The following is a 24152-nucleotide window of genomic DNA, read 5'->3' as shown; positions in this document are numbered from 1 at the left end:
CGACGCGACTCCGGCTATTCGACGATGTCGCCCTTGAGCTGGTTCAACCCCAGACGGGAATGCCGGTATCCGTAGACGAAGTAGATGATGAAGCCGACGATCAGCCACACCACGAACCGGGCCCAGGTGAGCACGGTGAGGTTCAGCATCAGCCACAGGTTCGCCAGACCGATCAGGATCGGCACCCACGGGTTGCCGGGCATGGTGAACGAACGCTTGAGGTCGGGGCGCTTGCGGCGCATGATCGGAATGGAGATGGCCACCAGCGTGAACGCGGACAGGGTGCCGATGTTCACCATGTCGGACAGCACGCCGATGTCGAAGAACGCGGCGACGAGAGCCACGATCACGCCGCAGACGATCTGCAGCATGGCCGGCGTGCCGTGAACGCCGGTCTTCGACAGGCCTCGGGGCAGCAAACCGTCGCGGCTCATGGCGAACACGATGCGGGTGAGTCCGAGCAGCAGCACCATGACCACGGTGGCCAGACCCAGCACGATGCCGAAGCTGATGATCTTTGCCGCCCAGTTCGCGCCGACCAGTTCGAACGCGGTGGCGAGCGACGGGCTGTCGGCCTTGGCGAGATCCCGGTAGGAGACCATGCCGGTGGTGACGACGGCCACGGCCACGTACATGATGATGATCAGCAGCATGCCGATGCCGATGCCCAGCGGCACGGACTTTTTCGGATTGTCGGTCTCCTCGGCGGCGGTGGCCACCACGTCGAAACCGATGAACGCGAAGAACACGAGGGCCGCGCCGGACAGGATGCCGGGGATGCCGTAGATCGACGGGGTCATGCCGGTGGCCCACTGCCACAGCGGCTGCGCCCAGATGCCGGTGACCTCGCTGGATGCGGTCTGCACGGTGTCGGCCGGCTGGCTCGGCGGGATGAACGGCGTGAAGTTGGAGGCCTTGACGTAGAAGAATCCGACGATCACGACGAAGAACACGATGGCGATCTTCAGCACGGTCATCGCGCCGTCCACTCGGGCGCCGAGCCTGGTGCCGAAGACGAGCAGCGTGGTGAAGAACGCGACGATGATGATCGGCGCCACGTCGAGCACGAACGATCCGATCTGGACGTTCGTATTGAGATTCCAGCCCATCAGCCGGAAGAAATCATTGAGATACACACCCCAGTATTTGGAGATCACCGAACCGGCCATCAGCATTTCGAGGATCAGATCCCAGCCGATGATCCATGCGACGATCTCGCCGACGGTGGTGTAGGTGAACGTGTAGGCGGAACCGGCCACGGGGATCATCGACGCGAACTCCGCATAGCACATCACGGCCGCGCCGCAGACGATGCCGGCGATGATGAAGCTGAGGATCACGGCCGGGCCGGCGTGATACGCGGCGGCCTGCGCGCCCACGGAGAAGATGCCCGCACCCACGGCGACGGCCACACCCATGATGGCGAGATCCCACCATTTGAGATTACGCTTCAGTTTGCGGTCGGCCTCGTCGGTCTCGGCGATGGTCTGCTCGACCGTCTTGGTCCTCAATAGATTCATAGGTTCTTCTCCTCATCGGGTACAGCCTTTGAAGAGGATAGACAATGAATGTGACTATGCCAAGTCCATGAGGTCACGCGAATACGAAATCACCGCAGATCAAGTCCCACGCACACCGGTTCCGGCACCAGCCGCACGCCGAAGGCCCGTTCGACGCCGTTCTGCACGGTGCGGGCGAGCCGGACCACATCCTCGGCGGTGGCGTCGCCGCGGTTCGTCAGGGCCAGCGTGTGCAGTGTGGAGAGCGTGGCCGGCGCGTTCTCATCCACGCCGAATCCCTTGTGGAATCCCGCGTGGTCGATCAGCCAGGCGGCGGACGTCTTGACGCCGGGCGTGCCGTCGGGCAGCGTGACGTCGAACCTCGGGGCGTCGTCTGGCAGAGCCGCCGCCTTCTCCACCGTCAGCTGCGGGTTCATGAAGAAACTGCCGCAGGAATGACGGTTCCAGTCACGGTCCAGAGAGCCGGTGGCCGCGTACAGGCCTCCGAACGCCGCCTCCACGTTCTCCGGCTTCTTCGTATCGCGCATCCACTCGTTGTAGTAGCGGTTCGGATCCTCCAGCATGCCCTTCGACGCACGCACCTTCAGCACGGTTTCACGGATCACCGCGGTTGCCATCCGATCACCGAGCTGCACGTTCAGCGCCTTCGCCAGCTGGGGGAAGTTCACCACACCGGTGGCGCTATGCCGCAAAGCGAACGTGACCGACAGCACCACGTACCGGGGTGTGGGGAAGAACTCGTCGGCCGGCGTGGCCGGCGCCGCATACATGCTGGTCTTCAACGCGGACGTGCGGTAGCCGAAGCCCAGCTGACTGGCGGAAAGCTCCTCGACCTTCAGGGTCCTGCGATCCCACACCTCCACGGTGTCGACGCTGGTGCCGACCTCCTGACCGTAGGCTCCGATGTTCTGCACCACGGACGCTCCCACCGTGCCGGGAATGCCGGAAAGCCCCTCCACGCCCTCAAGGCCGAGACGCACGCAGAACTCGACGAGATCATCCCAGTTGGCACCCGCCTCCGCATTGACATGCACGGTACGATCCTCCCCCTCCACGGGAGCCACCTCGTCGGGCACGGAGATGGTACGGCGGGCGTCGCGCACCACCACACCCATGAACGGTTCGTCCGACGCCAGCAGATTCGATCCCCCGCCGATCACACACAGCGGCAGGCCCTTCTCGTCCGCATCGGTCACGGCCTCGATCACGCCCACGCGGGAATCCGGCTCGACGAAACGGGCGATGGGGCCGCCGACGCCAATGGTGGTGAGATCTGCAAAACTCGGAGTGCTCATAAGGCCCCACCATACTGCATGCACTGCATCGCCAATGCATGCGTCGCATCGGAGCGGGATTCGATGCGCTTCGCCTGGGTCGGGACGGCACCGGGCGGCCGACACACTCAAGGCCGTTCGGCCCCACGGCCGGGCGAGCCGGCCGCTAGCCTACGGTCGGCCACCCGATGCCGTCCCTCCCGTCTCCTGATTTCCCTTACTTGGTAAAACGGCTCATCAGGAGACCATTTTCGGGGCGTACATGAACGTTTCTGCCAATGATGACCGGAAAAAACAAAAAACCCGACCGCATGGGTCGGGTTTGACGTTTATGCAGATGCTCTGCGGAGACTCAGCGGGTCTCGCGGTGCACGGTCTGCTTGCCGCAGCGTGCGCAGAACTTCTTGAGCTCAAGACGATCAGGAGTGTTACGACGATTCTTGGTCGTAATGTAGTTACGCTCCTTGCACTCGGTGCAGGCCAGCGTGATGCCGGGACGGATATCGGCGCTTTTTGCCATCATTCACCTCTGTAGTAGATTGCCCGCCGGAATTGTCCGACGTCTTGTAGCGAGGAAGAGACTCGAACTCTTGACCTTACGATTATGAGTCGTACGCTCTAACCAGCTGAGCTACCCCGCCATGAGAGCCTCGAGTGAGAATCGGACTCACGACCTCTTCCTTACCAAGGAAGTGCTCTACCACTGAGCTATCGAGGCGTGGCGGATAGTGGATTCGAACCACTGAAGCACGAAGCGGCTGATTTACAGTCAGCTCCCTTTGACCGCTTGGGAAATCCGCCAGTCATCACCGACCCGAGAAGCTGTCTCGTTTTCGGCAACTTGAGTATCTAATCACACAATCCCGGATCGCGCAAACCGGCGCGCATTCGGCGTGTCGCGCAATGCCGGGATCGCCGCAAACCTTAGAAATCCCAATCGTCGTCGTCGGTTTCCACGGCCTTTCCGATGACGTACGACGACCCGGATCCGGAGAAGAAGTCGTGGTTTTCGTCGGCGTTGGGCGAAAGCGCGGCGAGGATGGCGGGATTCACGCGGGTCTCCTCGGCGGAGAACATCGCGGGGTATCCGAGGTTCATCAGGGCCTTGTTGGCGTTGTAGCGCAGGAAGCGCCGCACGTCGTCGGCCAGCCCGACCGCGGAGTACAGGCTGTCGGTGTAGGCCTTCTCGTTGACGTACAGCTCTTCGAGCAGGGTGTGCGTGTAGTCGTACATGTGGCTGCGCTCGGATTCGGAGACCCGCTCCAGACCCTTCTGGTACTTGTATCCGATGTAGTAGCCGTGCACGGCCTCGTCGCGGATGATGAGGCGGATCACGTCGGCGGTGTTGGTGAGCCGCGCGTGGCTGGAGAAGTACAGCGGCAGGTAGAAGCCGGAGTAGAACAGGAACGATTCGAGCAGCGTGGAGGCGACCTTGCGCTTGAGCGGATTGTCGCCCTCATAGTAGTTGAGCACGATCTCGGCCTTCTTCTGCAGGAATTCGTTCTCCTCGCTCCACGCGAAGGCGGCGTCGATCTGCTTGGTGGAGCACAGGGTGGAGAAGATGCTCGAATAGCTTTTCGCGTGCACGGATTCCATGAAGGCGATGTTGGTGTACACGGCCTCCTCGTGCGGGGTGAGGGAGTCGGGGATCAGCGAGACCGCACCGACGGTGCCCTGAATGGTGTCGAGCAGGGTGAGTCCGGTGAACACGCGCATGGTGAGCGTATGCTCCTCCTCGCTCATGGCCTGCCAGGAGGGGATGTCATTGGAGACGGGGATCTTCTCGGGGAGCCAGAAGTTACCGGTGAGGCGGTTCCACACTTCGAGGTCCTTGTCGTCCTCCAGCCGGTTCCAGTTGATGGCGGTGACGCGGTCGATGAGCTTGAGGGGTTTGCGAGGGATGGAAATCGGTGCCATGTCAGGCCTCCTGTTCGATTGCGGCGGCCGGGGTGGCCGCGATGGTGAATTCCTCGGGCGCCGTGAGACGCAGGATCATGCGGTATACGAATCTGGACATTGGGTTTGGAGCTCCTTTTGCGGTTGGTGTTTTGGATGCGTGCGTATGGGCGGCCTCACAACTCGTGTTTTTCGGTGGCGAATCGGCCGTTTTCGACGCCCGCGACGCGAGTTGTGAGGCCGGCTTCGTTCGGTCGACCTCCTCAGTCCGCCTCCGGCGGCCAGCTCCCCCGATCCCGGGGAAGCCAAGCGCACCCGAAGGTGCGTCGAGCCTGCCGCAACGCCGGCGACGCTCTCATGAAAACCGCAGGATGCGTGCGGCATGTGTGCGGCAGGGGATGAAGGCGTACGAAGGTACGTCGAATCCCCGGCCGTGCGCATGACGCTCCATCCTGCGGTTTTCATTCGGGGCTCATAGGACGCAGGCGTAGGTGCAGGTCCCATCCACCTCCGTTCCTTCGAGTGCTTCCTGACGGATGCGGATGTAGTAGAGGGTTTTGATGCCTTTGCTCCAGGCGTAGATCTGGGCTTTGTTGATGTCACGGGTGGTGGCGGTGTCGGGGAAGAAGAGGGTGAGGGAGAGTCCCTGGTCGACGTGGGGGGTGGCGGCCGCGTAGGTGTCGATGATGGGCTTCCAGCCGATTTCGTAGGCGTCGCGATAGTAGGCGATGTTGTCGTTGGTCATGTAGGCGGCCGGATAGTAGACGCGGCCGGTGCGACCTTCCTTGCGGATTTCGATGCGGGAGGCGATGGGATGGATGGAGGAGGTGGAGTGGTTGATGTAGGAGATGGATCCGGTGGGCGGGACGGCCTGAAGGTTCTGGTTGTAGATGCCGTCGGCGCGGATGGCGTCGGCGAGGGCGGTCCACTCGTCGCGGGTGGGGACGGTGATGCCGAAGCGGGCGAAGAGGTCGCGGACGCGCTCGGTCGCGGGTTCGAGGGAGCGGGAGCCGTCGGTGTACTTGTCGAAGTAGTTGCCGGATCCGGCGGGCCTGGCGTAAGCGGAGCGCTCGAATCCGACGAAGGGGCGGCCGTGTTCGACGGCGAGGAGGTGGGAGGCCCGGTAGGCGTGGTAGGCGACGGTCATGAAGTAGATGTCGGTGAAGTCGAGGGCTTCGTCGGAGCCGTACTGGATGTGCTCGCGGGCGAGGAAGCCATGGAGGTTCATCTGGCCGAGGCCGATGGCGTGGCCTTCGTCGTTGGCGCGACGGATGGAGGGGACGGAGTCGATGGAGGTGCGGTCGGCGACGGCGGTGAGGGCGCGGACGGCGGTTTCGACGGTTTCCGCGAGACCGTGGCCGTCGCTGCCGTCGATGGCCTTGGCGATGTTGAGGGAGCCGAGGTTGCAGGAGACGTCGCGGCCGACGTGGGCGTAGGAGAGGTCGGCGTTGTAGGTGCTGGGTTCCTGGACCTGGAGGATTTCGGAGCACAGGTTGCTCATGGCGATGCGGCCGTCGATGGGGTTGGCGCGGTTGACGGTGTCTTCGAAGACGATGTAGGGGTAGCCGGATTCGAATTGGATTTCGGCGAGGGTCATGAAGAATTCTCGCGCGTCGATGTAGGTCTTGCGGATGCGGTCGTCGGCCACCATTTCGTCGTAGTGCTCGCTGATCGGGATGTCGGCGAAGGGCTTGCCGTAGACGCGTTCGACGTCGTAGGGGCTGAACAGCGCCATGGGCGCCTTGGTCTTGGCGAGCCGGAAGGTGACGTCGGGGATCACCACGCCGAGGGAGAGCGATTTGATGCGGATCTTCTCGTCGGCGTTTTCGCGCTTGGTGTCGAGGAAGCGCATGATGTCGGGATGGTGGGCGGAAAGATAAACGGCGCCCGCGCCTTGGCGCGCGCCGAGCTGGTTGGCGTAGGAGAAGCTGTCTTCGAGCAGTTTCATCACCGGCACGACGCCGGAGGACTGGTTTTCGATGTGCTTGATGGGCGCGCCGAGTTCGCGCAGGTTGCTCAGCAGCAGGGCGACGCCGCCGCCGCGCTTGCTCAGCTGCAGTGCCGCGTTGATGCCGCGGGAGATGGATTCCATGTTGTCTTCGATGCGCAGGAGGAAGCAGCTCACCGCCTCGCCGCGCTGGGCCTTGCCGAGGTTGAGGAAGGTGGGGGTGGCGGGCTGGAATCGGCCGGAGATGATGGCGTCGGCGTATTCGATGGCTCGGCTTTCGTCGCCGGCGGCGAGTTCGAGCGCCACGGCGACGGCCCGCTGCTGGAAGTTCTCGAGGTAGCGTTTGCCGTCGAAGGTCTTGAGGGCGTATGAGGTGTAGAACTTGAACGCGCCGAGGAAGGTGCCGAATTCGAAGCCGAGGGCGTCGGCGTGAGCGTGGATGCGGTCGAGGAACTCGGGGGTGTACTGCGCGAAGACGTCGCCGTTGTAGTAGTGGTTGTCGATGAGATAGCGCAGCCGCTCGGCCGTGGAGCCGAAGGTCATGGTGCTGGCCGCCACATGGCCGTTGAGGTATTCGCGCACGGCGTCGTGATCCCTGTCGAATGGGATGCGCCCTTCATCGTCGTGCAGGTTGAGCATGGCGTTGAGGGCGTGCCAGTCGTGGGCGGGATCGTAGGAGAGAAGCCCTTCGCCGGTGTTGTCCAGGTTCAGTGCGGTGGCGCTCAGATCGACCATGGGTGTGCTCGCTTTCGTGGTTGATGGAATAGTCGGACGATGAGGGGATGAACGATCGGGTGCTGTTCGAATGATCGAACCGTCTGGACCGCCGGTCAGCGGCCGGCGCCGTGCGTGAAGAATTCGACGAGGCCGTCGCGCACTCGGTCCCGGTCTCCCATGGTGCCCATGAGTTCGAACCGGTAGAGGAAGGGCACCTGGCATTTCGAGGCGATCACGTCGCCGGCCACGGCGTACGCCTCGCCGAAGTTGGTGTTGCCGGAGGCGATGACGCCGCGGATGAACGCCCGGTTGTCGGGATCGTTGAGGAACCGTTTGACCTGCACGGGCACGGCCTTGGCGATGCTGCCGCCACCGTAGGTGGGCACCATGAGCACGTAGGGTTCGCGGACGTTCAGCGCCGGTTCGGCGGCGCGCAACGGCAGCCGGTAGACGTTGATGCCCAGTTCGGGCAGCCGGCAGTCCTCCACGAATCGCGCCGTGTTCTCGGAGGCCGAGGAGAAATACACGAGCGCGCCGATCGCATCGCCTTCGGCGACGTGCTGCGGCGCGCTCGCATCGTGTGGTGTGGCCATGACTCCCCCGTGGTGACGCATCGGTCCAAGTCGCGTTCCGGTCGCGTTTCGACATCACGCTTGGATTCAAAATTTCCGAGACATCACTATATATGGCACGTCAATGGCAAGCAAACACTAGATATAGGGTTTTTCGTGGGATATCTCACATTTTGTCGACGTGTCGGCAATGGATCGGCGACGTCTCGTCCACGAAACGACGCCGATCCGCCGGACGGTCAGATGCCGGCTTCCGCCAAGGCGTGGTCGATGTCGCGGATCAGATCGTCGGTGTCTTCGAGACCGACGGCGAGACGGAAGAATCCGCGGTGGAACGCCTCCGGATACAGATACTGACGTTCGTCGTCCTCGCCGAGGAACACGATCAGGCTTTCGTCGTGGCCGAGCGAAACGGCGGAGGTGATCACGTTGAGCTTGGAGACGAACCGGTTGTGCCCGTCGTGGTCGGCGTTGAGTCCGAAGGCGAGCACGCCGCCGAATCCGGAATCCTTGCGCGCCAGCTGGGAGACGGCCACGTCGTGATGCGGATGGGTTTCCAGCCCGGGGTATGAGACGAAGCGCACCTGCGGCAATGATTCGAGGTGCCTGGCGATGGCGAGCGCGGAGGCGTTGTGCTGCCGCATGCGAAGCGGCAGGGTGACCGATCCTCGGTTGATGAGCCAGGCGTTGAACGGGCTGATGATGCCGCCGTAGTTCACCTGCGCGGTGAAGCGGATCTCATTGGTGCGGGCCTTGGTGGTGGCGATCGCACCGCCGAGCGCGTCGCCGTGGCCGTTGATGTATTTGGTGAGCGATTCGATGACGATGTCGGCGCCGAGGTCGAGCGGACGCACGTTGAACGGTGTGTTGAAGGTGTTGTCCACGCTGACCAGCGTGTCGGCATTGTGGTCGTGGGCCAGTCGCGCGATGGCGGCGATGTCGGAGACCTTGAGCGTGGGGTTGGCCGGGGTTTCGATGTGCACCAGCTTGGTGTTGGGCTTCAGCGCGGCGGCCACGTTCGCGGGATCGAAGGTGTCGACGATCGAGGTTTCGATGCCGTATTTCTCGGGGAGGATCTGGTTGAGCAGCCGGTATGCGGCGATGTAGGTGGTGTCGGAGAAGATCGCATGGTCGCCGCGGTTGAGGAACGTGGTGAAGGTGGCGGCGAGCGCGGCCACGCCGGAGGCGAGCACGACGGCGTCCTCGGCGCCTTCGAGTCTGGCGAGTTTGGCTTCGAGATACCGCTGGTTGGGGTGTCCGTTGCGCGTGTAGAGGTTCACGTCGGAGCTGGACCAGTTGATGTCGGAGGGGTCGTAGGGCAGCGCGTAGGCGTTGGCGAGGGTGATCGGTCGTCGGATGGCGCCGGTTTCGGCGTCCACTCCGTTGCCGAGGTGGATGGAGAGCGTGTTGAATCCGAGGGGCGTGTCGTCGAACGAGAGGCCCTGATGCGTGAGGTCTGATGTCATGATTCAAGCGTGCCACGGAACACTGTTCCCCGCATCGGAGGCAAATCAGGGCAAACGTTGGAATATCGGGGTTTTCCAACTTGTCATAGATAGAATCTTCAATAGTCTGTGTCGGTTTGCGCCGGGCTGCGGTCGCGGCCGGATCGCAATCGGGTTGTTCGCCCCAGTATCGAGGAGGATATCGTGCTTGGAATCTACAGGAAGACGATTTGGATCATGACCGGCTTCTTCATCGTCGCGATAGCGGCCAGCCGGATCGTGCCGATGTTCTCCTCCGATCCGGTGGTGGCCATGTATGCGTATGTGCTGCCGTGGCTGGTGGCGGTGGTGATCGCGCTGTTCGTCGTCGGCGCCGATGAGGAGAACCGTCTGACCGTGGGCAAGGTGATCATCGTGACGCTGGTGGCCATGCTGCTGGTTTCGGCGGTGATCGGCGTGACGCTGTATCTGCTGGTGCCGTCGTTCCCCGCATTGTGGGTGTTCCGCGTGGGGTGGATCATCACGATCATCGGTGTGATCGTGGAGTCTCGGTTGGTGAACGCCGAGAACGTGGCCGCCGCGCAGCAGGCCGCCGAGGAGCGCGCCGAGGCGAAGCTGACCAAGCGGATCACGGCGCAGCGCGAGGCTCAGCAGGAGGCGCGGCGGCGTGCGATCGAGCGCGAGCGTCGCAAGCGAGCCAAGGCCGCCAAGCGCAAGTAAAGCCGCATACCGATACCAGCAACATACCCATGCGAACGCCCCGTACCGGGATGACCAGGTACGGGGCGTTCGCATATTCGGCATCGTCACCGGCCGCCCATGCCTCCGCCGCCTCCGCCGTCGGAGAACCCGCCGAAGCCGCCTCCGCCGAACCCCGATCCGGAGTCGGACGATCCGCTCATCGCCGAAGACAGCGCATTCTGCACGTCGTAGAGATTGTCGGAGAGCATCGTTCCCAGATCCATCGAATCAAGCGCCGTGGATGACGAATCGGCCGGCCCATCGGCCATGGACCCGTAGAACATCGCGTACATCACCGGACTGGAATCCCAGGTGTCCTGCATGTACGTGTCGTCGGCCAGCTGCGGGTAGAGGTCGCGCAGCTGCCTGGACACCGTCTCGCTGATGCCGAGCGCCGTCGCATACACCATGTAGAAGTCCCACATCGACAGGTCGGGCACCCCTCGTTTGGAGAAGTCCGAGAAGTCGAGCATGTAGCGTTTCAGTCCCTCCACGCGTTCGGCCACCGCGAGGCCCTCCGGGGTGAGCAGTTCCGATTCCGCCATCATCGGGGTGATGATGGCGAGGATGGCGGAGGCCACCGTCACGGGAACGCCGAGCAACGGCCAGTCGAGTATGACGAATCCGACCATGGACAGTATGCCGATGATGACCGTCACCAGCATCGGCACCATCGAATACCGGGGTGTGGTGTAGGTGAGCGTTCCGCCGAATTCCATGGCGAGCTGATTGTCGTAGGCCCGGAACAGCCGGTTGAAGCTTTCGGGGTCGTCCTTGACCGTCTTGCGCAGTTCCGTCATCGTGAAGGAGCCGCCATGCCGCGTGCCGGCCCGCCGCAGTATGGCGAGCAGCGCCTCCTCCGTCGCGGTCAGAGGCTGGCGTCCCGCAGCCGTGGCGGCATCATCGCGCATGGTTACCTGCACGTCCGACTTTCCCTTTCGCGATGTCGGCTGCACGGTCAGACCGATCCGCCGCTTATGGGCCAGCGACAGCATGGTGGCCGAAAGCCCGTTGCGATACACCCGCCGTCCGGAACCGGCAAGCTCGTCGATCTTCGCCGCCACGGCCGGGGACACGCCGGGATCGTCCCGCCAATACGGCATGTCGCCCTTCGGACGGTTGAGCCGGCGCGAATGACGGATCGCCCAGACGTTCCAGACCAGCATGGCGACGAACAGCACCGCGCTCGCCACGCACAGCATGATCGTCCTGCGATGTCGGGCCTCCTGCTTCGCCTGCCATTCCTCGGCCATCCGCCGCTCGCTAGCCTTCACGTCGTCCGATGTGCGGTCGGCGTGCCGTTTGGCCTGGGCCGCCAGCGCCTTCGGGAAGAGAGCGTGCACCTCCACCGGCGTCTGCGACGGCAGTTCGTCGATCGTGAAGGTCGCCGCGCCGGTGTTGGCGATGGCAAGGTTCGACGTGGCGCCCTCGTAGTGCAGCCATGCCCTCACCGTGGAGTGGGATGCCGAATCGGGCCACGAAATCGTGCCGGTCACCGTCTTCGCATACACGCCGTTGGACTGGTCGAGGAACTGCCAGTTGAATTCGGCGGCGTCCGAAAGCCCTGTGATCGCATTGACCGCGGTGTAGGAGATGCGGAACCGGGCCGTGCCGCTGTCCACGGGATCGATGTTCCATCCGAGCTCCAGTCCCTCCCCCGTATCGGTGAGATACCAGCTGCCGGCGAGCGCGGCGTACTGGCTGTCGTCCACGCCCTGCGGGTCGGGCAGATCGACCCGCCGGAACTGACGACCGGAATCAAGGTCGGTCACCGTGACGTTCTTGATGCCGTCGTACGCCGTCGGCTTGGATTGGAATGTGCGGTACAGCTGATGCCACGGCCGCGCGCTGCCGTCGTCGTTTTCGCGGGATTCGAAATTCACGTCCCATGTTTCGCTGATGCGCAGGTCACCATTGGACTGGACCTTCACGTCGTAGGTGAGCGCGTTCAGCGTCATCGGCTCGTCGGAGCCGCGCACGCCGCAGCCGGCGAACGCCAGCAGCCCGGCCATGGCCAGCAGCACGGCGATCATGCCGCGTAGGACGCGAACCGCACGGCCGGCTCGTATCATCCTGCCGTGCACGATGCGATCCGCCCGCTTCCCGTTTATGAAACTTCTTCGATCATTCATCGCAATCCCCTCTGCTGATCTTCCGGAAACGCCGGTCATCCGGAAAACGCCGACCATCCGAGGCCCGGCGTTCGCGGCCGTGACCGGCGCATGGCCGGAACCGGTATGCAGCCAGCGTTCACGGTCAGAACCGAACCTGCGGCACGGCCCTGTCGGACTCCTCGACCTTGAAAAACTCGCGTTCGGTGAAATGGAACATGCCGGCCACGATGTTGCTCGGCACGGTCTGGATCTTCGTGTTGTACTTGAGCACGATGTCGTTGAAGAACTGCCGCGCGTAGGCGATCTTCTCCTCCAGCTCCCTAAGCTGCCCCTGAAGATCGATGAAGTTCTGATTCGCCTGCAGCTGCGGGTAGGCTTCGGCCGTGGCCAGCAGATTCATCAGCGCCTGCCCCACCTGCTGTTCGGCGGCCGCGCGCTCGGCCGTGGTGGTGGCTGCGGCGGCACGGGCACGGGCTTCGGTCACCGCCTGGAACGTCTGCGACTCGTGGGAGGCGTATCCCTTCACCGTCTCCACCAGATTCGGAATCAGATCGGCACGGCGCTTGAGCTGCACGTCGATCTGCGACCAGCCGTTGTCGACCTTGTTGCGCAGCGAAACCAGAGCGTTGTAGGTCATCACCGCCCAGATCAGCACAATGGCGACGATGACGACGAGTATGACGACGGTGAGGTTCATGAGGGTTCTCCTTCGAATCGACGGCGGGTTCCGCCTGGCGAACAGCCGCGTACCGATTCCATTATGGCCGGTTCCTACGACGCTCCGACGGCACGCGCGGCGGTATGACGCTCCGCACCACGGACGGGGGCAGCAACGCCGTCCCGACACGACGAAGCACGCCGGCCACACCCCCGTATCTATGCCGATACGTCGTGCGCAGCGACTGGCGGACCGCTTCGACGTCGGCGATGATCCGCTCACCACCGCAGTTCTGGCTGACGCCACTTTCATGCCGACCGCGACCGCTTTCATGCACACCGCCATCAGGCCGGGAGAACGCCGATTCGACGGCGCGCTCGGCGCATCGGTCGACGATGCCGCACAATCGGACGGCATCATCGGAACCGTCAACTCCCCTACCGTTCTCGCCGTCGATTCTTTTCTCGCCGTCGATTCTTTTCTCGATCAGCGCCGCGATCTCACGATCGGTGGCACCGGAAGACCATCGGATGCCGCAGTCCCATGCAGCATCGGTCATCTCCCGCCATGCCGGACGCCACGAATCACCGCCCCCACGGCGGATAAGCCGGTATCGGCGGGCGCGTCGATGCCGTCGCACCCATAGTCCCGCGGTCAGTACGATGGTGATCACCGCCAGCGTCGCCGCCGCGGCCAGCGCCCGCCAGCCGTATGCGGTGGGCCAGGCGTATGCGATGGGCCAGATGCCCGTCGACCCATCCGGCGCGGTCGAAGCGTTGTCATCCGACGTATCCGCTGAATCGTTGCCATCACTGGACGGCGTCGCCTCGCCGGACGGGTCGGCGGTACCGGCAACTCCGGAACGCGAATCTTCGGTCGAATCGGATGACGGGCCGCCGGAGGAGGTCGTTGGCGAAGCGGCCGCATCACCGGCGCTCGTGCTGCCGGCAGCGGCATCAGCCGCGACATCGCCGGCGGAGGAGGCATCAGCCGTAGTGTCATCGGCGGCGGGCGTCACGTCGAACGGCATCCATCCAAGACCGTCGATGTACGCCTCCACCCAGCTGTGCAGCTGGTTGCTCGCCACGGCGTACGAACCGCTCGATCCGTCCGAACCATTGTCACCGCTGCCGGGAGCATAGCCGAGCACCATGCGCGTCTTCACGCCCATGGCTCGGCCGAGCACCGCCAACGCGGACGCGTAATGCGCGCAGTATCCGGTTTTGCGGTCGAGGAAATCGCCGATTACCTCCATGTTGCTGCGGCCGGAACCGTCCGGGGCGTCGAGGGAGTAGGAGAATCCGTTGGTAGTGAAGTAGTTCACCAGATAGCGCATGGCGGCGATCTGCTCGGCGGCGGTGCGACCGAGAGTCTGAACGCCCTGACTCTTCGCATCCTCGACGACCGCGGTGATCTGCTTCGGCAGATGAGCCGGCAGCTCGTCGTAGCCGTTCGGCGCTCTCATGGAGAGGTCGTATGGATCCTGATACGAGGAGCCGTCGGTGCCCCACCCTTCGGCGGTGATGAAGATGTAGATGTCCCGCGGCAGTTGGTCGAGGTATTCCTTCGCGACCGAGCCGACCATGCGGTTGACCATCCACGACGGCGGATCGAGATCCAGCATGTAGGAGCGGACGTAGGATCGGCCGGAACGTTGGCCTTGCGTATCGGAGTCCGCAATATCGCCGGATTGCGAATCGTTTGACCGCGAACCGTCGGTGTTTTCTGCCGATGTATCGTCGGTGATCGGCGTGGCCAGGATCATCCGTTTGTCATTGATGCGGTGTCCGGCGATGAATTCGGCGGTGAGTTTCAGACCTTGCTGCGTGAACGTGCCGATGGTCGTGCCGGTCTCATCGACCAGCCGGTCGGCCCCATCAACGGACCGGTCGGCCTCGTCACCGGCCCGGTCGCTGACGACGCGGACCCGCATGATCTGACGTTGACGCGCGGCTTCGGCACGGTTCCTCAGATTCGTCAGCGCGGTGATGCGCCGGAAGTCACCGGTCGATGCGATCGGCGCCAGATACCGGCCTTCGGCGGTGTAGGTCATGCCGCTTTCGGTGCCACCGGAGGCGGAGTAGATGGCGGCGTCACCGCCCCGACGCCACCCCGCTCCCGTGCCGTCGGCGTCCATGGCGCCGGAGGGTACGGGCAGGAATCGCGAGCGCAGGGCGTCGATGGTCACCGTGGCATTGACTGCGACGGACGGCTGGCCGGCGGAGCCATCGGACGCACCTGTGCCGTCCAGCATGTCGAGATAGGCGTCGATGGGGGTCTGCGCAGTGAAGAACGCGGAGTAGTCGCGCATTTCGACCGATCCGCGGCGGCCGTCGTTCGCATCGTTCACGGTGGAACCACCGTAGAATCCGCCGCCATCGCTCAGCCGTTCGGAGAACGACCAGGTGTCGCCGTCGAAGTCGTCGAGCGTGGCGAGACGGAAGTAGAGACGTTGATCGGCCGTATACGAGAACGCGGTGGTGGCGGACGTCTGGTTGATGCCGCGCCTGAGATCGACCATCGGATTGATGGCGCTGTTCGAGAACAGGCCGGAGGAATCGCCGAGCGGAATGTCCACGCGCTGCGCCATGACGACGGCGGGAGGGGTGAGCGTCGCCACGAGCGCGGCGACCAGCACCGAAGCGAGCATCGGCACGGGCGCCGGGAGCCGATGGCCGTGCGACGACCAGAGCAGCAGGATCGTCAGGCCCGCGCATGCCGAGATCAGCATCGTCGGCGCATCCGTGCCGAGCCACGCGTAGTTCACCGCCATCACGACGAGCGGCAGCAGACCGCAGATCGGCCACAGCGACCGGACGGCGAGCATCAGGCGCAGTATCACCGCCAGACCGGCGACGACAAGGATGATGAGAGCATCGGCGCGGGTGCTGATGACGATCGGCACGTATTGCTCGTAGATTTCCGTTGCCCCTCGTTCGAGGGCATCACGGACGGCGGCAAGAGGCGCCGTGGCGGCCCCGGTGATCGCGCCGCCATCCTGCTGTCCTGCGGACGCGGCGGACGGGACGGACTCGGCGGCTGGGACGGTGAGGCTCCGCACGCGCATCATCATGACGAGGAGACCGGTCGCGGCGGCGACGAGGGAGACGATCAGGCATCGCAGCATGCGGGTTCGGCGTCGCGCAGAGGGAATCGACGATTCGATGCCGATCACGGTGAACAGTGCATAGGCGAACCAGGTCCACCAGCCGGAGGAGAACAGCGACGTCGTCTGCCATACGGCGACGTCGAGCGAACCGGCAATGGCCAGCGCGGAGGCCACGGAAGGGATGACGGTAGGAACGGATGCCACGGAGGCGGCCGATCGCGATGCGGGCGCAGGATGCAATGCGGAATCCGTAGAACCCGCGGAATCCTTGGGATCCGGGCGATTACGGCGACGGGCGATGATCAGACGCCCGTCCGGCAGCATGCCGCACAGCATGGCTTCCAATGACATACCAACCGTGGCACCGGCCGGTATGGCCGCGACACCGGCCGCATCCCCATCACCGGCCGTGGTATTGCCGTCGGCCGTAGTATTGCCGGCCGACGTGGATTCGTATGACATGGATTCGTATGGCGTGAACAGGATCGCCGTGGACTGCGGTCCGAGCGCCGCGAGCCGTTCGACGATGTGATCGGCCCGTTCCCGGAGACCGACCACGTCCGTGTCCGGCTCCGCCCGCTTCGTCGGCTCCTCCGGTCGGACCGCGGCGAGGAACCGGGCGATACCGTCGATGTCGTCGTAGTCGTGCACACCATCCGTCACCGTCACCCTGCCGCCTGAGGCACGGATGGATTCGCACTGCCGCATGACCGAGGCCACGCATGCGGCAAGCGGATCGTCATCCGCCACCGGATCAACCGACCTGTGTTGATCAACCGACCTGGCCGGAGAGGCTGAGCGCGGCCACGTATCGAAGACGATCAGGGTATCGGCCGGCGTGGGCCGTCCACCGTCACGGGTCATCAGCTCCCCACGGTGGGCCGACTGTCGCCACGCGATCATCCGCCACGGATCGCCGGCCGCATACGCGCGCACGCTGGCCGCATCCATACGCTCCGCGCCACCCATCGTCCGTGATCCGACGGGAATCGCACGGCCATCCGCCGAATCGACGTCGGCAAGACGCCACACCTCCTTGTCCAAGGGGATCACGACGCGATTCGCCCATAATCCGAACATGCCGATCCACCGTACGGATACGGTGTCCAGTCGGTACAGGCCGCGGGACTGCGGAGCCTCTCCGACGAACCGGCGTATCGCATGATCATACTGGTCGAGCTGCGACCATTGACCATCGATGTCAGGCCGACCGGGAAACAGCCAACCCATCCACTGCCGACGATTCCGATGAGAACCGCGCGAGGCTGCGGCCACCCCGGTTCGTTCGCGGTAGCGCCGACGCAGAGCCGCAATATCGGTGCCGTCGATATCACCCGTGATATCCGTACCGGCGATCGCCGAGCGTACCAGCCGCCGCTGGACCAGCACGACGCCAAAGGAAAACAGCAGGACGGCGACACCGGCGATGGCCACCGCCATCAGCGAAGCCGCATCCACGGCCAGACCGAAGAACAGGCAGACCGCCACGACGAGCATCGCCACCGCGGCCCGGCATGTCGGACGCAGCATCGCCCGTCGATGTGCAGTCCCCTTACGACTACGGATGCTACGCATGATCGGCGCGCGGCGTCGGAAGCTCATCGAGTATGGAAACGAGGATTCCACCCGCCGCGGAGGATACGGACGGCGATCCGGCAGCGGACGACGATCCCACAGCGGACGCTGATCCCACAGTCGAACGCAGTACGAGACGATGAGCCAGCACCGGCACGACCAGCGATTTGACGTCGTCCGGCGTCACGTAGTCGCGGCGATGGATCATCGCCCGGGCGCGCGCCATGGACAGCAGATTCAGCCCGGCGCGCGGCGAGGCACCGAACCGTATATCAGAGTGCTCCCGCGTGGCGCGGACAATCGACACGATGTAGTCGGCGATCGACTCCCCCACGTACACGGATTCCACCTGTCGCTGCATGGCCAGCACATCACTCATGGAACAGATGCGTCGAACCGCGGCCAACGGATCGTTCACATGATCGGACAGCAGCATCGCCCGCTCCGCCTCGCGCGAAGGATACCCCAGCGACGTACAGGCCATGAACCGGTCAAGCTGGGCCTCCGGCAACGGATACGTTCCTTCGAGCTCGATGGGATTCTGCGTGGCGAGCACCAGATACGGCCTCGGCAGTTCGTGAGTCACCCCATCGACGCTGATCTGCCGTTCGGCCATCGCCTCAAGCATGGCGGACTGGGTCTTCGGATTGGCGCGATTGATCTCGTCGGCGATGACGATGTTCGCGAACAACGGACCGGGGTGGAATTCGAACCGACGGGAGTCCTGATCGAAAATGCTCACACCGGTCAGATCGGACGGCATCATGTCGGGCGTGAACTGCACACGACGAACATCCCCACCCACGCACTGCCCCAACGCACGCGCCAACGTGGTCTTGCCCACGCCGGGAACATCCTCAAGCAGCAGGTGCCCGCCCGCACACAGCACGGTGACGGTAAGCTCAACGGCCTCGCGCGAGCACGCCAGACCATCATCCAACACGTCGATGATGGTCCGAGCAGCATCCTCGGTGCCACGCCAAGCGGTATCCGGCGGTTCGGATTCAGCCATGAGTCCCCCAATCGCAGCATGTTCGCGCCATCTGCATCCCAGCCTAACAAAAAACTCCCGCCGAAACCGACGGGAGTCATGTCCGAAAACCGAACGACCGGACTGCTTAGTGCAGAATGGCCAGAATGTCACGGGCGGAGACGATCAGGTAGTCCTCGCCACCGTAGTTGACCTCGGTGCCACCGTACTTGGAGTACAGCACCTTGTCGCCTTCCTTGACGTCCACGGGGATGCGCTCGCCCTTGTCGTCACGACGGCCGGGACCAACGGCCAGAACTTCACCCTGCTGCGGCTTCTCCTTGGCGTTGTCCGGAATGTACAGACCGGAAGCGGTCTTGGTTTCGGCAGCGGCCTGCTTGATGATGACCTTGTCTTCCAACGGTGTGAGTGCAATCGACACTGTGTGCCTCCTCTTTTCTGTAAAGAGCAATCGATATTTCCCGCGCCAGAACGAAGAACCGGAGAGGCTGACGATCACTCAGGTGAACGTCCCTTTGCGCTATGAGTTATGGTAGCGCGAAATTAGCACTCTGCCAACTTGAGTGCTAATCCGGTTTGCCATCAGCGAAGACGCCGCTTCTCGATCATCCGCGGCGGCGGGCGAGCACGGCATCCACATCGCCGCCCAGCGAATCCGAAGTCTTCGCCGGAGCCGCCACGGCATCGCGCACCGCTTCACGAACGGCATCGCGGGTACGAGCCTCCGTTTTAGCTTCGGCACTCCGCTCGGCCTTCTTGGCGTCGATCAGCCTGCCCATCGCAGGATCCGGTGCCGGCACCACCGGCTTCTCATCCGGGGAGAGCTCCGTCCCGCCCTTGCCGTCCTGCTCGGATGGCTTCGCCACCGGCTTCGGTTCGGCATGGGCCACCTGCTTCGTGGACTTGATCTCCAGGCTCTGCGGCTCGGCCGACCTGACCTCCTGCCCGTGACGGGGAGCGCCCAGCGAGAAGGAGATGAGATCCTGACTCGCCGCCAGTTCGAAGGCGTCCAGCGCATGGGAGCGGGTGACCTTCTTGAGCTCGGCGGTGGTGTCCTCGGCTTCTCGGACCTGCTGGTCGGGCCGCGTCTCGTCGGACTGTGCGGATCCATCGGAAACAGCGGAAGCGACCGGCTCGGACGGCGACTGCACAGGCCGCTCCACCGGTGCGGCTTGGGGCCGAGACGACGCGGGTTGGGTCTGTGCCGGTACCGGCTGCGCCGACGGCTGCGACTGCGCATCCATATTGCGTTCGACGCCCGCCCCCGACGTCGTATCGGTACGTCTGCGGACCTTGCGGGGCGCCACCGACGCCGGCCGATCCGCCTCCGCCGCAACCGCGGCCGAGCCCGGACGCTCCCCATGCATCCTCATCTCACGCTCGGCGATCGCCGCCAGCTTCTCCGCCTTCGCACGCTCAATGGTCCGCTCGATCTCCGCTCGGGACATCGCATCCGTGGCGGCTTCCGCATCGGAAACGCCGGCCGCGCTCTTCGCCGCCGCTTCACGCTCGCGCTGCCGACGATGACGACTGGCCCGCTTGGCCTTCGCCACCTTGGTCTCCCACTCGCGGGCCTGCCGCGACGCGCGGGCGCCCAATGCCAGCACAACAGCGTCCAGAACCACGGGAATCAGGGCGAATGCGGGGCTGAAATGCAAGGCCAGAGCCAACACCAACACCAGCACGGCAACGGCAAGCAGGGAGATCACCAGAATCTGCCGTCTGCGTATGGCGGCGCGACGCAATCGCCTTACCTCGGCGATGCGTGCGTCGTCCAATACGGACACCTGCGCAGACGGCTGCATGGTGACCCCTTTCCCGGCGATTGTCCTGTGCTGATCGCCGAAGCTCATTCCTCCATCCATATCGATGATATGCAGTGACGAGGAATAACGGTCGGAGCGATGTTCCATCGCGTTCCTCATGCCTTGAAGCACCTGCCAAGGCTGAAGCCCGAAGAGAAGAATCGCTATGATCACCCACAACACCACACTTGCGAGCGAATCAAAATCCATGCCCTCTACGATAAGTGACCGGGCTGATTTTCAACACGGCCGGTGTCGCGTATTAACGAAATCCTCGCACGCAATGATCAATACCGATCAATATCGAATAATCGATGCCAGCGAGCAGTCCGATACCGACGAACAGTCCGATACCGACGATCATCGCAGGCGATCGATCACAGCCCCCTGCACGTCCGAGGCGAGCAGCACGTATACGTCATGGTCACGCCACCGGCCATTGACATACATATAATTACGCCGCAATCCCTCCATCGGCAGTCCCAGCTTCTCCGCCACCCGACGGGACCGCTCGTTTTCCAGCAGAATCGCGATCTCCAACCGGTGCAGCCTCGGCCCGGTCGGACTCGATATCGCCCAGTCGGCCAGCAACGCCACTGCCAGCGGCGCATACCCATGCCCGGCGTGTCCGCGGTCGATCCAATATCCCACGGTTCCCACGCGCATCGAACCGTAGCAGATCGCCCCCAAAGAGATCTGCCCGATGATCCTGCCGTGCAGCTCGACGACGAACATCACGGCTTCGCCGCGCCGCTCGCTACGCCGTTGCTGGGCGATCCACTGCGAGAACGTGATCGCGGGAGCATGCATCGGATCCCCGGACTCCCAGGGTCGCAGCCATTCGCCGTTGCGCTGCTTCACCTCACTCCACTCGTCCATGTCGTCCACCCGCATCGGCCGCAGACGCAGCGGCTCGAACGATGGTGGCGCGAACAGCACAGTCGGCACATGAAACGATTCACTTGACGACTCATCATCGTCGCGTTTGGAAAACAGCCGGAACATGACTCCCATATTCCGACGACGTGAGTACAACTGAGAGCATGACCGACGACATGACCGACGACATCGCTTCACGGAAACAGGTTCTGCGCAGGGAGGCGCTGACGCGACGACGAGCGGTCAGCGATTCGGAGCGCCGGCAGGCCGGCCGATCACTGGTCGACGCGGCGTTCCGGAATGGAGGCATATTCCGGATCGGCGAAGCATTCCAGCCCAATGATGCATTCGGAACCGACGGCGTATCCCGTTCCCAGTCCGGCGATGCGAAACCGATCACCGTGGCGGCATACGTGTCGATGGGCACGGAAGTGCCGATGATCGATCTGCTCGATTCGCTGATCGAACGGAATCCGAGGGTTCTGGTGCCGGTACTGGGTTCCGGGCGCGATCTCGGCTGGTCCGCATTCACCGGCAGTGACCGGCTCCACGATGCCGGCCCCCGCCGTCCGCAGGAGCCGGACGGTCCGGTATTGCCGGCCGAGGCCATCGCCGAAGCCGATCTGATCATCACCGCGGGGATCATGGTGGATCGTTCCGGCATTCGTCTGGGACGTGGAGGCGGATGGTACGACCGCATGCTTGCGCTGAAATCCCCGGAAGCCCGGGTGCTCACGGTGGTATGGCCGTGGGAATTCGTGGCCGGGCCGCTCCCCCATGAGCCGTGGGATCAGCCGGTGGACGGGGTGCTCACCCCGGAGGGCCTGACCATGTTCCGGTAGGTTCGCCGATTGCTATTGCGGCCGATCACGACCGCGGTTGTCAGGCGTGACGCTAGGATAGGTTCGGACTTTATCTATAGGAATGCATGATTCTGGAGGAACGAGAGTGCCTACCTATCATTACCGTTGCAAGAACTGCGGCTACGATTTCACCGAACAGCAGTCGTTCACCGACGACCCGATCACCGTGTGCCCCGAATGCCACGAAGAGCAGGTGCGCAAGGTGTATTCCGCCGTACCGATCGAATTCAAGGGAAGCGGCTTCTACCGCACCGATGGCGCGAAGAAGTAGTTCGGTGGTTTCTGAGCCGCGTTTCATGAAATCGGTTGAATCGGTGGATTTTCTAGGCTGATTCACATTCGACCACATTGGCCGCAACGGCCTGCATTTCATGCCTCCATCCAGCAAGGTGGAGGCATGAGTGTTTTCGGAGGCAAACGACACGGCAGACATGATCTGCGGACCAGACGGCGCAACGCCATGCTGTACCGGCTGGGCATCGCACTGTGCGCCGGACTGGCCGTATGGTCGGCACTGCAATGCGTATTGTCGCTCACCGCGAATCAGCCGATCGTGGTGGCAGCGGGCGGCATCGACCGCGGCGACGTGATTTCGGCGAGTCAGCTTTCCACCGTCACGGTGCCGGTATCCGCCGCGATGGGAGGGATGATCGACGAGCCTTCGCAGATCATCGGCAAGACGGCACGGGTAGACATCGACGTCGGATTCCCCGTACTCACCGCGATGATCGATGATGCTCCGGTTCCGACGGCGGATCAGACCACCGTGCAGGTCACACTGGCCAGCGTGCCGCAGTCGCTCACGCCTGGTGACGTGGTTCGTTTGGTGTCGTCGTCGGACAAGCCCCCGCACGCCACGCTGTCGTCGCACGCCACGGTGATCACCGTACCGGGAGCGGACGTCGGAGGAGCGGAAGAGTCGGCTGGCTCGGGATCAGGAGGCTCGGGATCGGGAGGATTGGGATCGGGAGGATTGGGATCGGGAGGATTGCTGTCCGGTTCCGACGATGACGGCGGCAGGACCGTAACGTTCGCCATGACGCCGGACGAGGCGCTGGCCACGCTCAAAGCCCAGCAGGAGCACCCCATCCTCGCCGTCCGCCAATAACGAACGGAGAGGATGACCTTCCCCGTAGGCTGAGCCCGTTTAGGGAACGCCGGAGGCGTTTCCAGGGCTCAGGCGAGCCGACAGGCGAGCTTACGGAACGCGGCCGTAAGGCCGTCCACTATTGCGGTTGAAGGTGGCCGGCAAAGCCGGTCGGATGAGGTGGTGGGCGGTTCACCTCGGCCGTAGCCGCCACGGAAAACGGCATCGGCCACAGACCGATTCAATTTCTCCGCGACCGACGGCCGCGCCCCTCATCAGTCAGCCTCCGGCTGCCAGCTTCCCCCACCGGGGGAAGCCAAAACATGACCTTCCCCGTAGGCTGAGCCCGTCGAGGGAACGTCGGAAGCGTTTCCAGGGCTCAGGCGAAGATGCGACCTTCCCCTTGAGGGGAAGGTGGCCGACGCAGTCGGACGGATGAGGTGGCAAGTGACCAAGCCTCGCCTTACCCGGATAGTTCAAAATCATCGAACGGATACGTCATATGTCTAATCTCACACCGTATGCTCAGCAACTACGCAAGAACATGACCCGAGAGGAGCGCAAACTATGGTTCGGCTTCTTCAGATCACTGCCGCTCACCATCAACCGTCAGAAGGTGATCGGCCCGTATATCGTCGATTTCTATTGCGCCAAAGCCCGGCTCGTCATTGAACTCGACGGCTCACAGCACTATCAGATTCCCGGTAAACGATCCGATTCGCGACGTGACGCATTCCTGCGCAACCAAAGCATGGAGGTGGCACGATATCCGAATAACGAGGTGAATCATCATTTCGAAGCGGTATGTGCCGACATTGCCAGACGAATCCATGATCGGGCGAAACGGTTCTCTTAGCCCCTCATCAGTCAGCCTCCGGCTGCCAGCTTCCCCCGGTGGGGGAAGCCAAAACATGACCTTCCCCGTAGGCTGAGCCCGTTTAGGGAACGCCGGAGGCGT

General features: G+C 63.5%; 19 protein-coding genes and 3 tRNA genes. 5 read left to right on the top strand and 17 right to left on the bottom strand.

All coding sequences use genetic code 11. From position 1 onward, the window contains the following. Positions 1-14: 14 nt before the first annotated feature. The 10 genes from Uis1B_RS00690 to Uis1B_RS00645 all read right to left on the bottom strand — a co-directional run bounded on the left by Uis1B_RS00690 (position 15) and on the right by Uis1B_RS00645 (position 9393). On the bottom strand, positions 15-1520 hold the full coding sequence (locus Uis1B_RS00690) for an amino acid permease (RefSeq protein WP_101614582.1): 1506 nt from the start codon (positions 1518-1520) through the stop codon (positions 15-17). A gap of 89 nt (positions 1521-1609) precedes the next feature. Then, positions 1610-2815 (bottom strand): FAD-binding protein, encoded by a 1206-nt coding sequence (locus tag Uis1B_RS00685; protein ID WP_101614581.1) that lies wholly within the window; start codon positions 2813-2815, stop codon positions 1610-1612. 331 nt (positions 2816-3146) lie between these two features. Continuing rightward, positions 3147-3317, bottom strand: coding sequence for a 50S ribosomal protein L33 (rpmG, locus tag Uis1B_RS00680; protein WP_100512644.1), 171 nt, complete (start codon positions 3315-3317; stop codon positions 3147-3149). 44 nt (positions 3318-3361) lie between these two features. Further along, a tRNA-Met gene (locus Uis1B_RS00675) sits at positions 3362-3435 on the bottom strand. A gap of 5 nt (positions 3436-3440) precedes the next feature. Then, a tRNA-Thr gene (locus Uis1B_RS00670) sits at positions 3441-3512 on the bottom strand. A 1-nt stretch (position 3513) separates the two neighbouring features. Further along, positions 3514-3595 (bottom strand) — tRNA-Tyr (locus Uis1B_RS00665). Between the two features lie 123 nt (positions 3596-3718). After that, positions 3719-4711, bottom strand: a complete 993-nt coding sequence (nrdF, locus tag Uis1B_RS00660; protein WP_101614580.1) for a class 1b ribonucleoside-diphosphate reductase subunit beta — start codon at positions 4709-4711, stop codon at positions 3719-3721. A gap of 451 nt (positions 4712-5162) precedes the next feature. Further along, the gene (gene nrdE / locus Uis1B_RS00655; RefSeq protein WP_101614578.1) at positions 5163-7373 is read right to left on the bottom strand and encodes a class 1b ribonucleoside-diphosphate reductase subunit alpha; all 2211 of its coding nucleotides are present in this window, start codon (positions 7371-7373) and stop codon (positions 5163-5165) included. A gap of 95 nt (positions 7374-7468) precedes the next feature. Then, a complete protein-coding gene (gene nrdI / locus Uis1B_RS00650) occupies positions 7469-7948 on the bottom strand; it encodes a class Ib ribonucleoside-diphosphate reductase assembly flavoprotein NrdI (RefSeq protein ID WP_101614576.1) in 480 nt (159 codons plus the stop codon). A gap of 218 nt (positions 7949-8166) precedes the next feature. Beyond that, a complete protein-coding gene (locus Uis1B_RS00645; protein WP_101614574.1) occupies positions 8167-9393 on the bottom strand; it encodes a trans-sulfuration enzyme family protein in 1227 nt (408 codons plus the stop codon). A gap of 183 nt (positions 9394-9576) precedes the next feature. On the opposite strand from Uis1B_RS00645, the gene Uis1B_RS00640 reads away from it, so the two are divergent. Further along, positions 9577-10092 (top strand): hypothetical protein, encoded by a 516-nt coding sequence (locus Uis1B_RS00640; RefSeq protein WP_101614571.1) that lies wholly within the window; start codon positions 9577-9579, stop codon positions 10090-10092. An 86-nt stretch (positions 10093-10178) separates the two neighbouring features. On the opposite strand, the gene Uis1B_RS00635 is transcribed toward Uis1B_RS00640, so the two are convergent. The 7 genes from Uis1B_RS00635 to Uis1B_RS00605 all read right to left on the bottom strand — a co-directional run bounded on the left by Uis1B_RS00635 (position 10179) and on the right by Uis1B_RS00605 (position 21370). After that, positions 10179-12197: a DUF2207 domain-containing protein gene (locus Uis1B_RS00635; RefSeq protein WP_165782650.1), complete on the bottom strand. Its 2019-nt coding sequence runs from the start codon at positions 12195-12197 to the stop codon at positions 10179-10181. A 172-nt stretch (positions 12198-12369) separates the two neighbouring features. Continuing rightward, positions 12370-12924, bottom strand: coding sequence for a LemA family protein (locus Uis1B_RS00630; RefSeq protein ID WP_101614567.1), 555 nt, complete (start codon positions 12922-12924; stop codon positions 12370-12372). A gap of 61 nt (positions 12925-12985) precedes the next feature. Beyond that, positions 12986-17524, bottom strand: a complete 4539-nt coding sequence (locus Uis1B_RS00625) for a transglutaminaseTgpA domain-containing protein (protein WP_165782649.1) — start codon at positions 17522-17524, stop codon at positions 12986-12988. Between the two features lie 37 nt (positions 17525-17561). Next, positions 17562-18581: an AAA family ATPase gene (locus tag Uis1B_RS00620; protein ID WP_101614562.1), complete on the bottom strand. Its 1020-nt coding sequence runs from the start codon at positions 18579-18581 to the stop codon at positions 17562-17564. A gap of 106 nt (positions 18582-18687) precedes the next feature. After that, complete coding sequence (groES, locus tag Uis1B_RS00615) at positions 18688-18981, bottom strand: co-chaperone GroES (protein WP_100512652.1); 294 nt, start codon at positions 18979-18981, stop codon at positions 18688-18690. 184 nt (positions 18982-19165) lie between these two features. Beyond that, a complete protein-coding gene (locus Uis1B_RS00610; RefSeq protein WP_165782648.1) occupies positions 19166-20413 on the bottom strand; it encodes a hypothetical protein in 1248 nt (415 codons plus the stop codon). Positions 20414-20725: 312 nt separating this feature from the next. Then, positions 20726-21370 carry a GNAT family N-acetyltransferase gene (locus tag Uis1B_RS00605; protein WP_101614560.1) on the bottom strand — a complete coding sequence of 215 codons (645 nt, stop codon included), beginning with the start codon at positions 21368-21370 and terminating at the stop codon, positions 20726-20728. 38 nt (positions 21371-21408) lie between these two features. Between Uis1B_RS00605 and Uis1B_RS00600 the strand changes: the two genes are divergently transcribed. The 4 genes from Uis1B_RS00600 (at position 21409) to Uis1B_RS00585 (ending at position 24050) form a co-directional block, all read left to right on the top strand. Continuing rightward, entirely contained in the window at positions 21409-22086 is a 678-nt protein-coding gene (locus tag Uis1B_RS00600; RefSeq protein ID WP_101614559.1) for a 5-formyltetrahydrofolate cyclo-ligase, read from the top strand. Positions 22087-22192: 106 nt separating this feature from the next. Continuing rightward, positions 22193-22378: an FmdB family zinc ribbon protein gene (locus Uis1B_RS00595; protein ID WP_100512656.1), complete on the top strand. Its 186-nt coding sequence runs from the start codon at positions 22193-22195 to the stop codon at positions 22376-22378. A gap of 126 nt (positions 22379-22504) precedes the next feature. Continuing rightward, positions 22505-23215, top strand: coding sequence for an SAF domain-containing protein (locus Uis1B_RS00590; RefSeq protein WP_101614558.1), 711 nt, complete (start codon positions 22505-22507; stop codon positions 23213-23215). A gap of 481 nt (positions 23216-23696) precedes the next feature. Further along, entirely contained in the window at positions 23697-24050 is a 354-nt protein-coding gene (locus Uis1B_RS00585; RefSeq protein ID WP_101614557.1) for an endonuclease domain-containing protein, read from the top strand. Positions 24051-24152: the final 102 nt, after the last annotated feature.

Origin of the sequence: Bifidobacterium margollesii (genome assembly GCF_002860355.1) — a bacterium.
Lineage (GTDB): Bacteria > Actinomycetota > Actinomycetes > Actinomycetales > Bifidobacteriaceae > Galliscardovia > Galliscardovia margollesii.
Note: the sequence above shows the minus strand (reverse complement) of the source record. Positions and strands in the feature narration are given on the sequence as shown.

What these genes read in the sequence shown, in the direction of transcription:
- Uis1B_RS00690 (WP_101614582.1), bottom strand. Translation starts at nt 1,520, where the DNA reads ATGAATCTATTGAGGACCAAGACGGTCGAGCAGACCATCGCCGAGACC.
- Uis1B_RS00685 (WP_101614581.1), bottom strand. Translation starts at nt 2,815, where the DNA reads ATGAGCACTCCGAGTTTTGCAGATCTCACCACCATTGGCGTCGGCGGC.
- rpmG (WP_100512644.1), bottom strand. Translation starts at nt 3,317, where the DNA reads ATGATGGCAAAAAGCGCCGATATCCGTCCCGGCATCACGCTGGCCTGC.
- nrdF (WP_101614580.1), bottom strand. Translation starts at nt 4,711, where the DNA reads ATGGCACCGATTTCCATCCCTCGCAAACCCCTCAAGCTCATCGACCGC.
- nrdE (WP_101614578.1), bottom strand. Translation starts at nt 7,373, where the DNA reads ATGGTCGATCTGAGCGCCACCGCACTGAACCTGGACAACACCGGCGAA.
- nrdI (WP_101614576.1), bottom strand. Translation starts at nt 7,948, where the DNA reads ATGGCCACACCACACGATGCGAGCGCGCCGCAGCACGTCGCCGAAGGC.
- Uis1B_RS00645 (WP_101614574.1), bottom strand. Translation starts at nt 9,393, where the DNA reads ATGACATCAGACCTCACGCATCAGGGCCTCTCGTTCGACGACACGCCC.
- Uis1B_RS00630 (WP_101614567.1), bottom strand. Translation starts at nt 12,924, where the DNA reads ATGAACCTCACCGTCGTCATACTCGTCGTCATCGTCGCCATTGTGCTG.
- Uis1B_RS00625 (WP_165782649.1), bottom strand. Translation starts at nt 17,524, where the DNA reads ATGCTGCGTCCGACATGCCGGGCCGCGGTGGCGATGCTCGTCGTGGCG.
- Uis1B_RS00620 (WP_101614562.1), bottom strand. Translation starts at nt 18,581, where the DNA reads ATGGCTGAATCCGAACCGCCGGATACCGCTTGGCGTGGCACCGAGGAT.
- Uis1B_RS00610 (WP_165782648.1), bottom strand. Translation starts at nt 20,413, where the DNA reads ATGAGCTTCGGCGATCAGCACAGGACAATCGCCGGGAAAGGGGTCACC.
- Uis1B_RS00605 (WP_101614560.1), bottom strand. Translation starts at nt 21,370, where the DNA reads ATGTTCCGGCTGTTTTCCAAACGCGACGATGATGAGTCGTCAAGTGAA.
- Uis1B_RS00600 (WP_101614559.1), top strand. Translation starts at nt 21,409, where the DNA reads ATGACCGACGACATGACCGACGACATCGCTTCACGGAAACAGGTTCTG.
- Uis1B_RS00590 (WP_101614558.1), top strand. Translation starts at nt 22,505, where the DNA reads ATGAGTGTTTTCGGAGGCAAACGACACGGCAGACATGATCTGCGGACC.
- Uis1B_RS00585 (WP_101614557.1), top strand. Translation starts at nt 23,697, where the DNA reads ATGTCTAATCTCACACCGTATGCTCAGCAACTACGCAAGAACATGACC.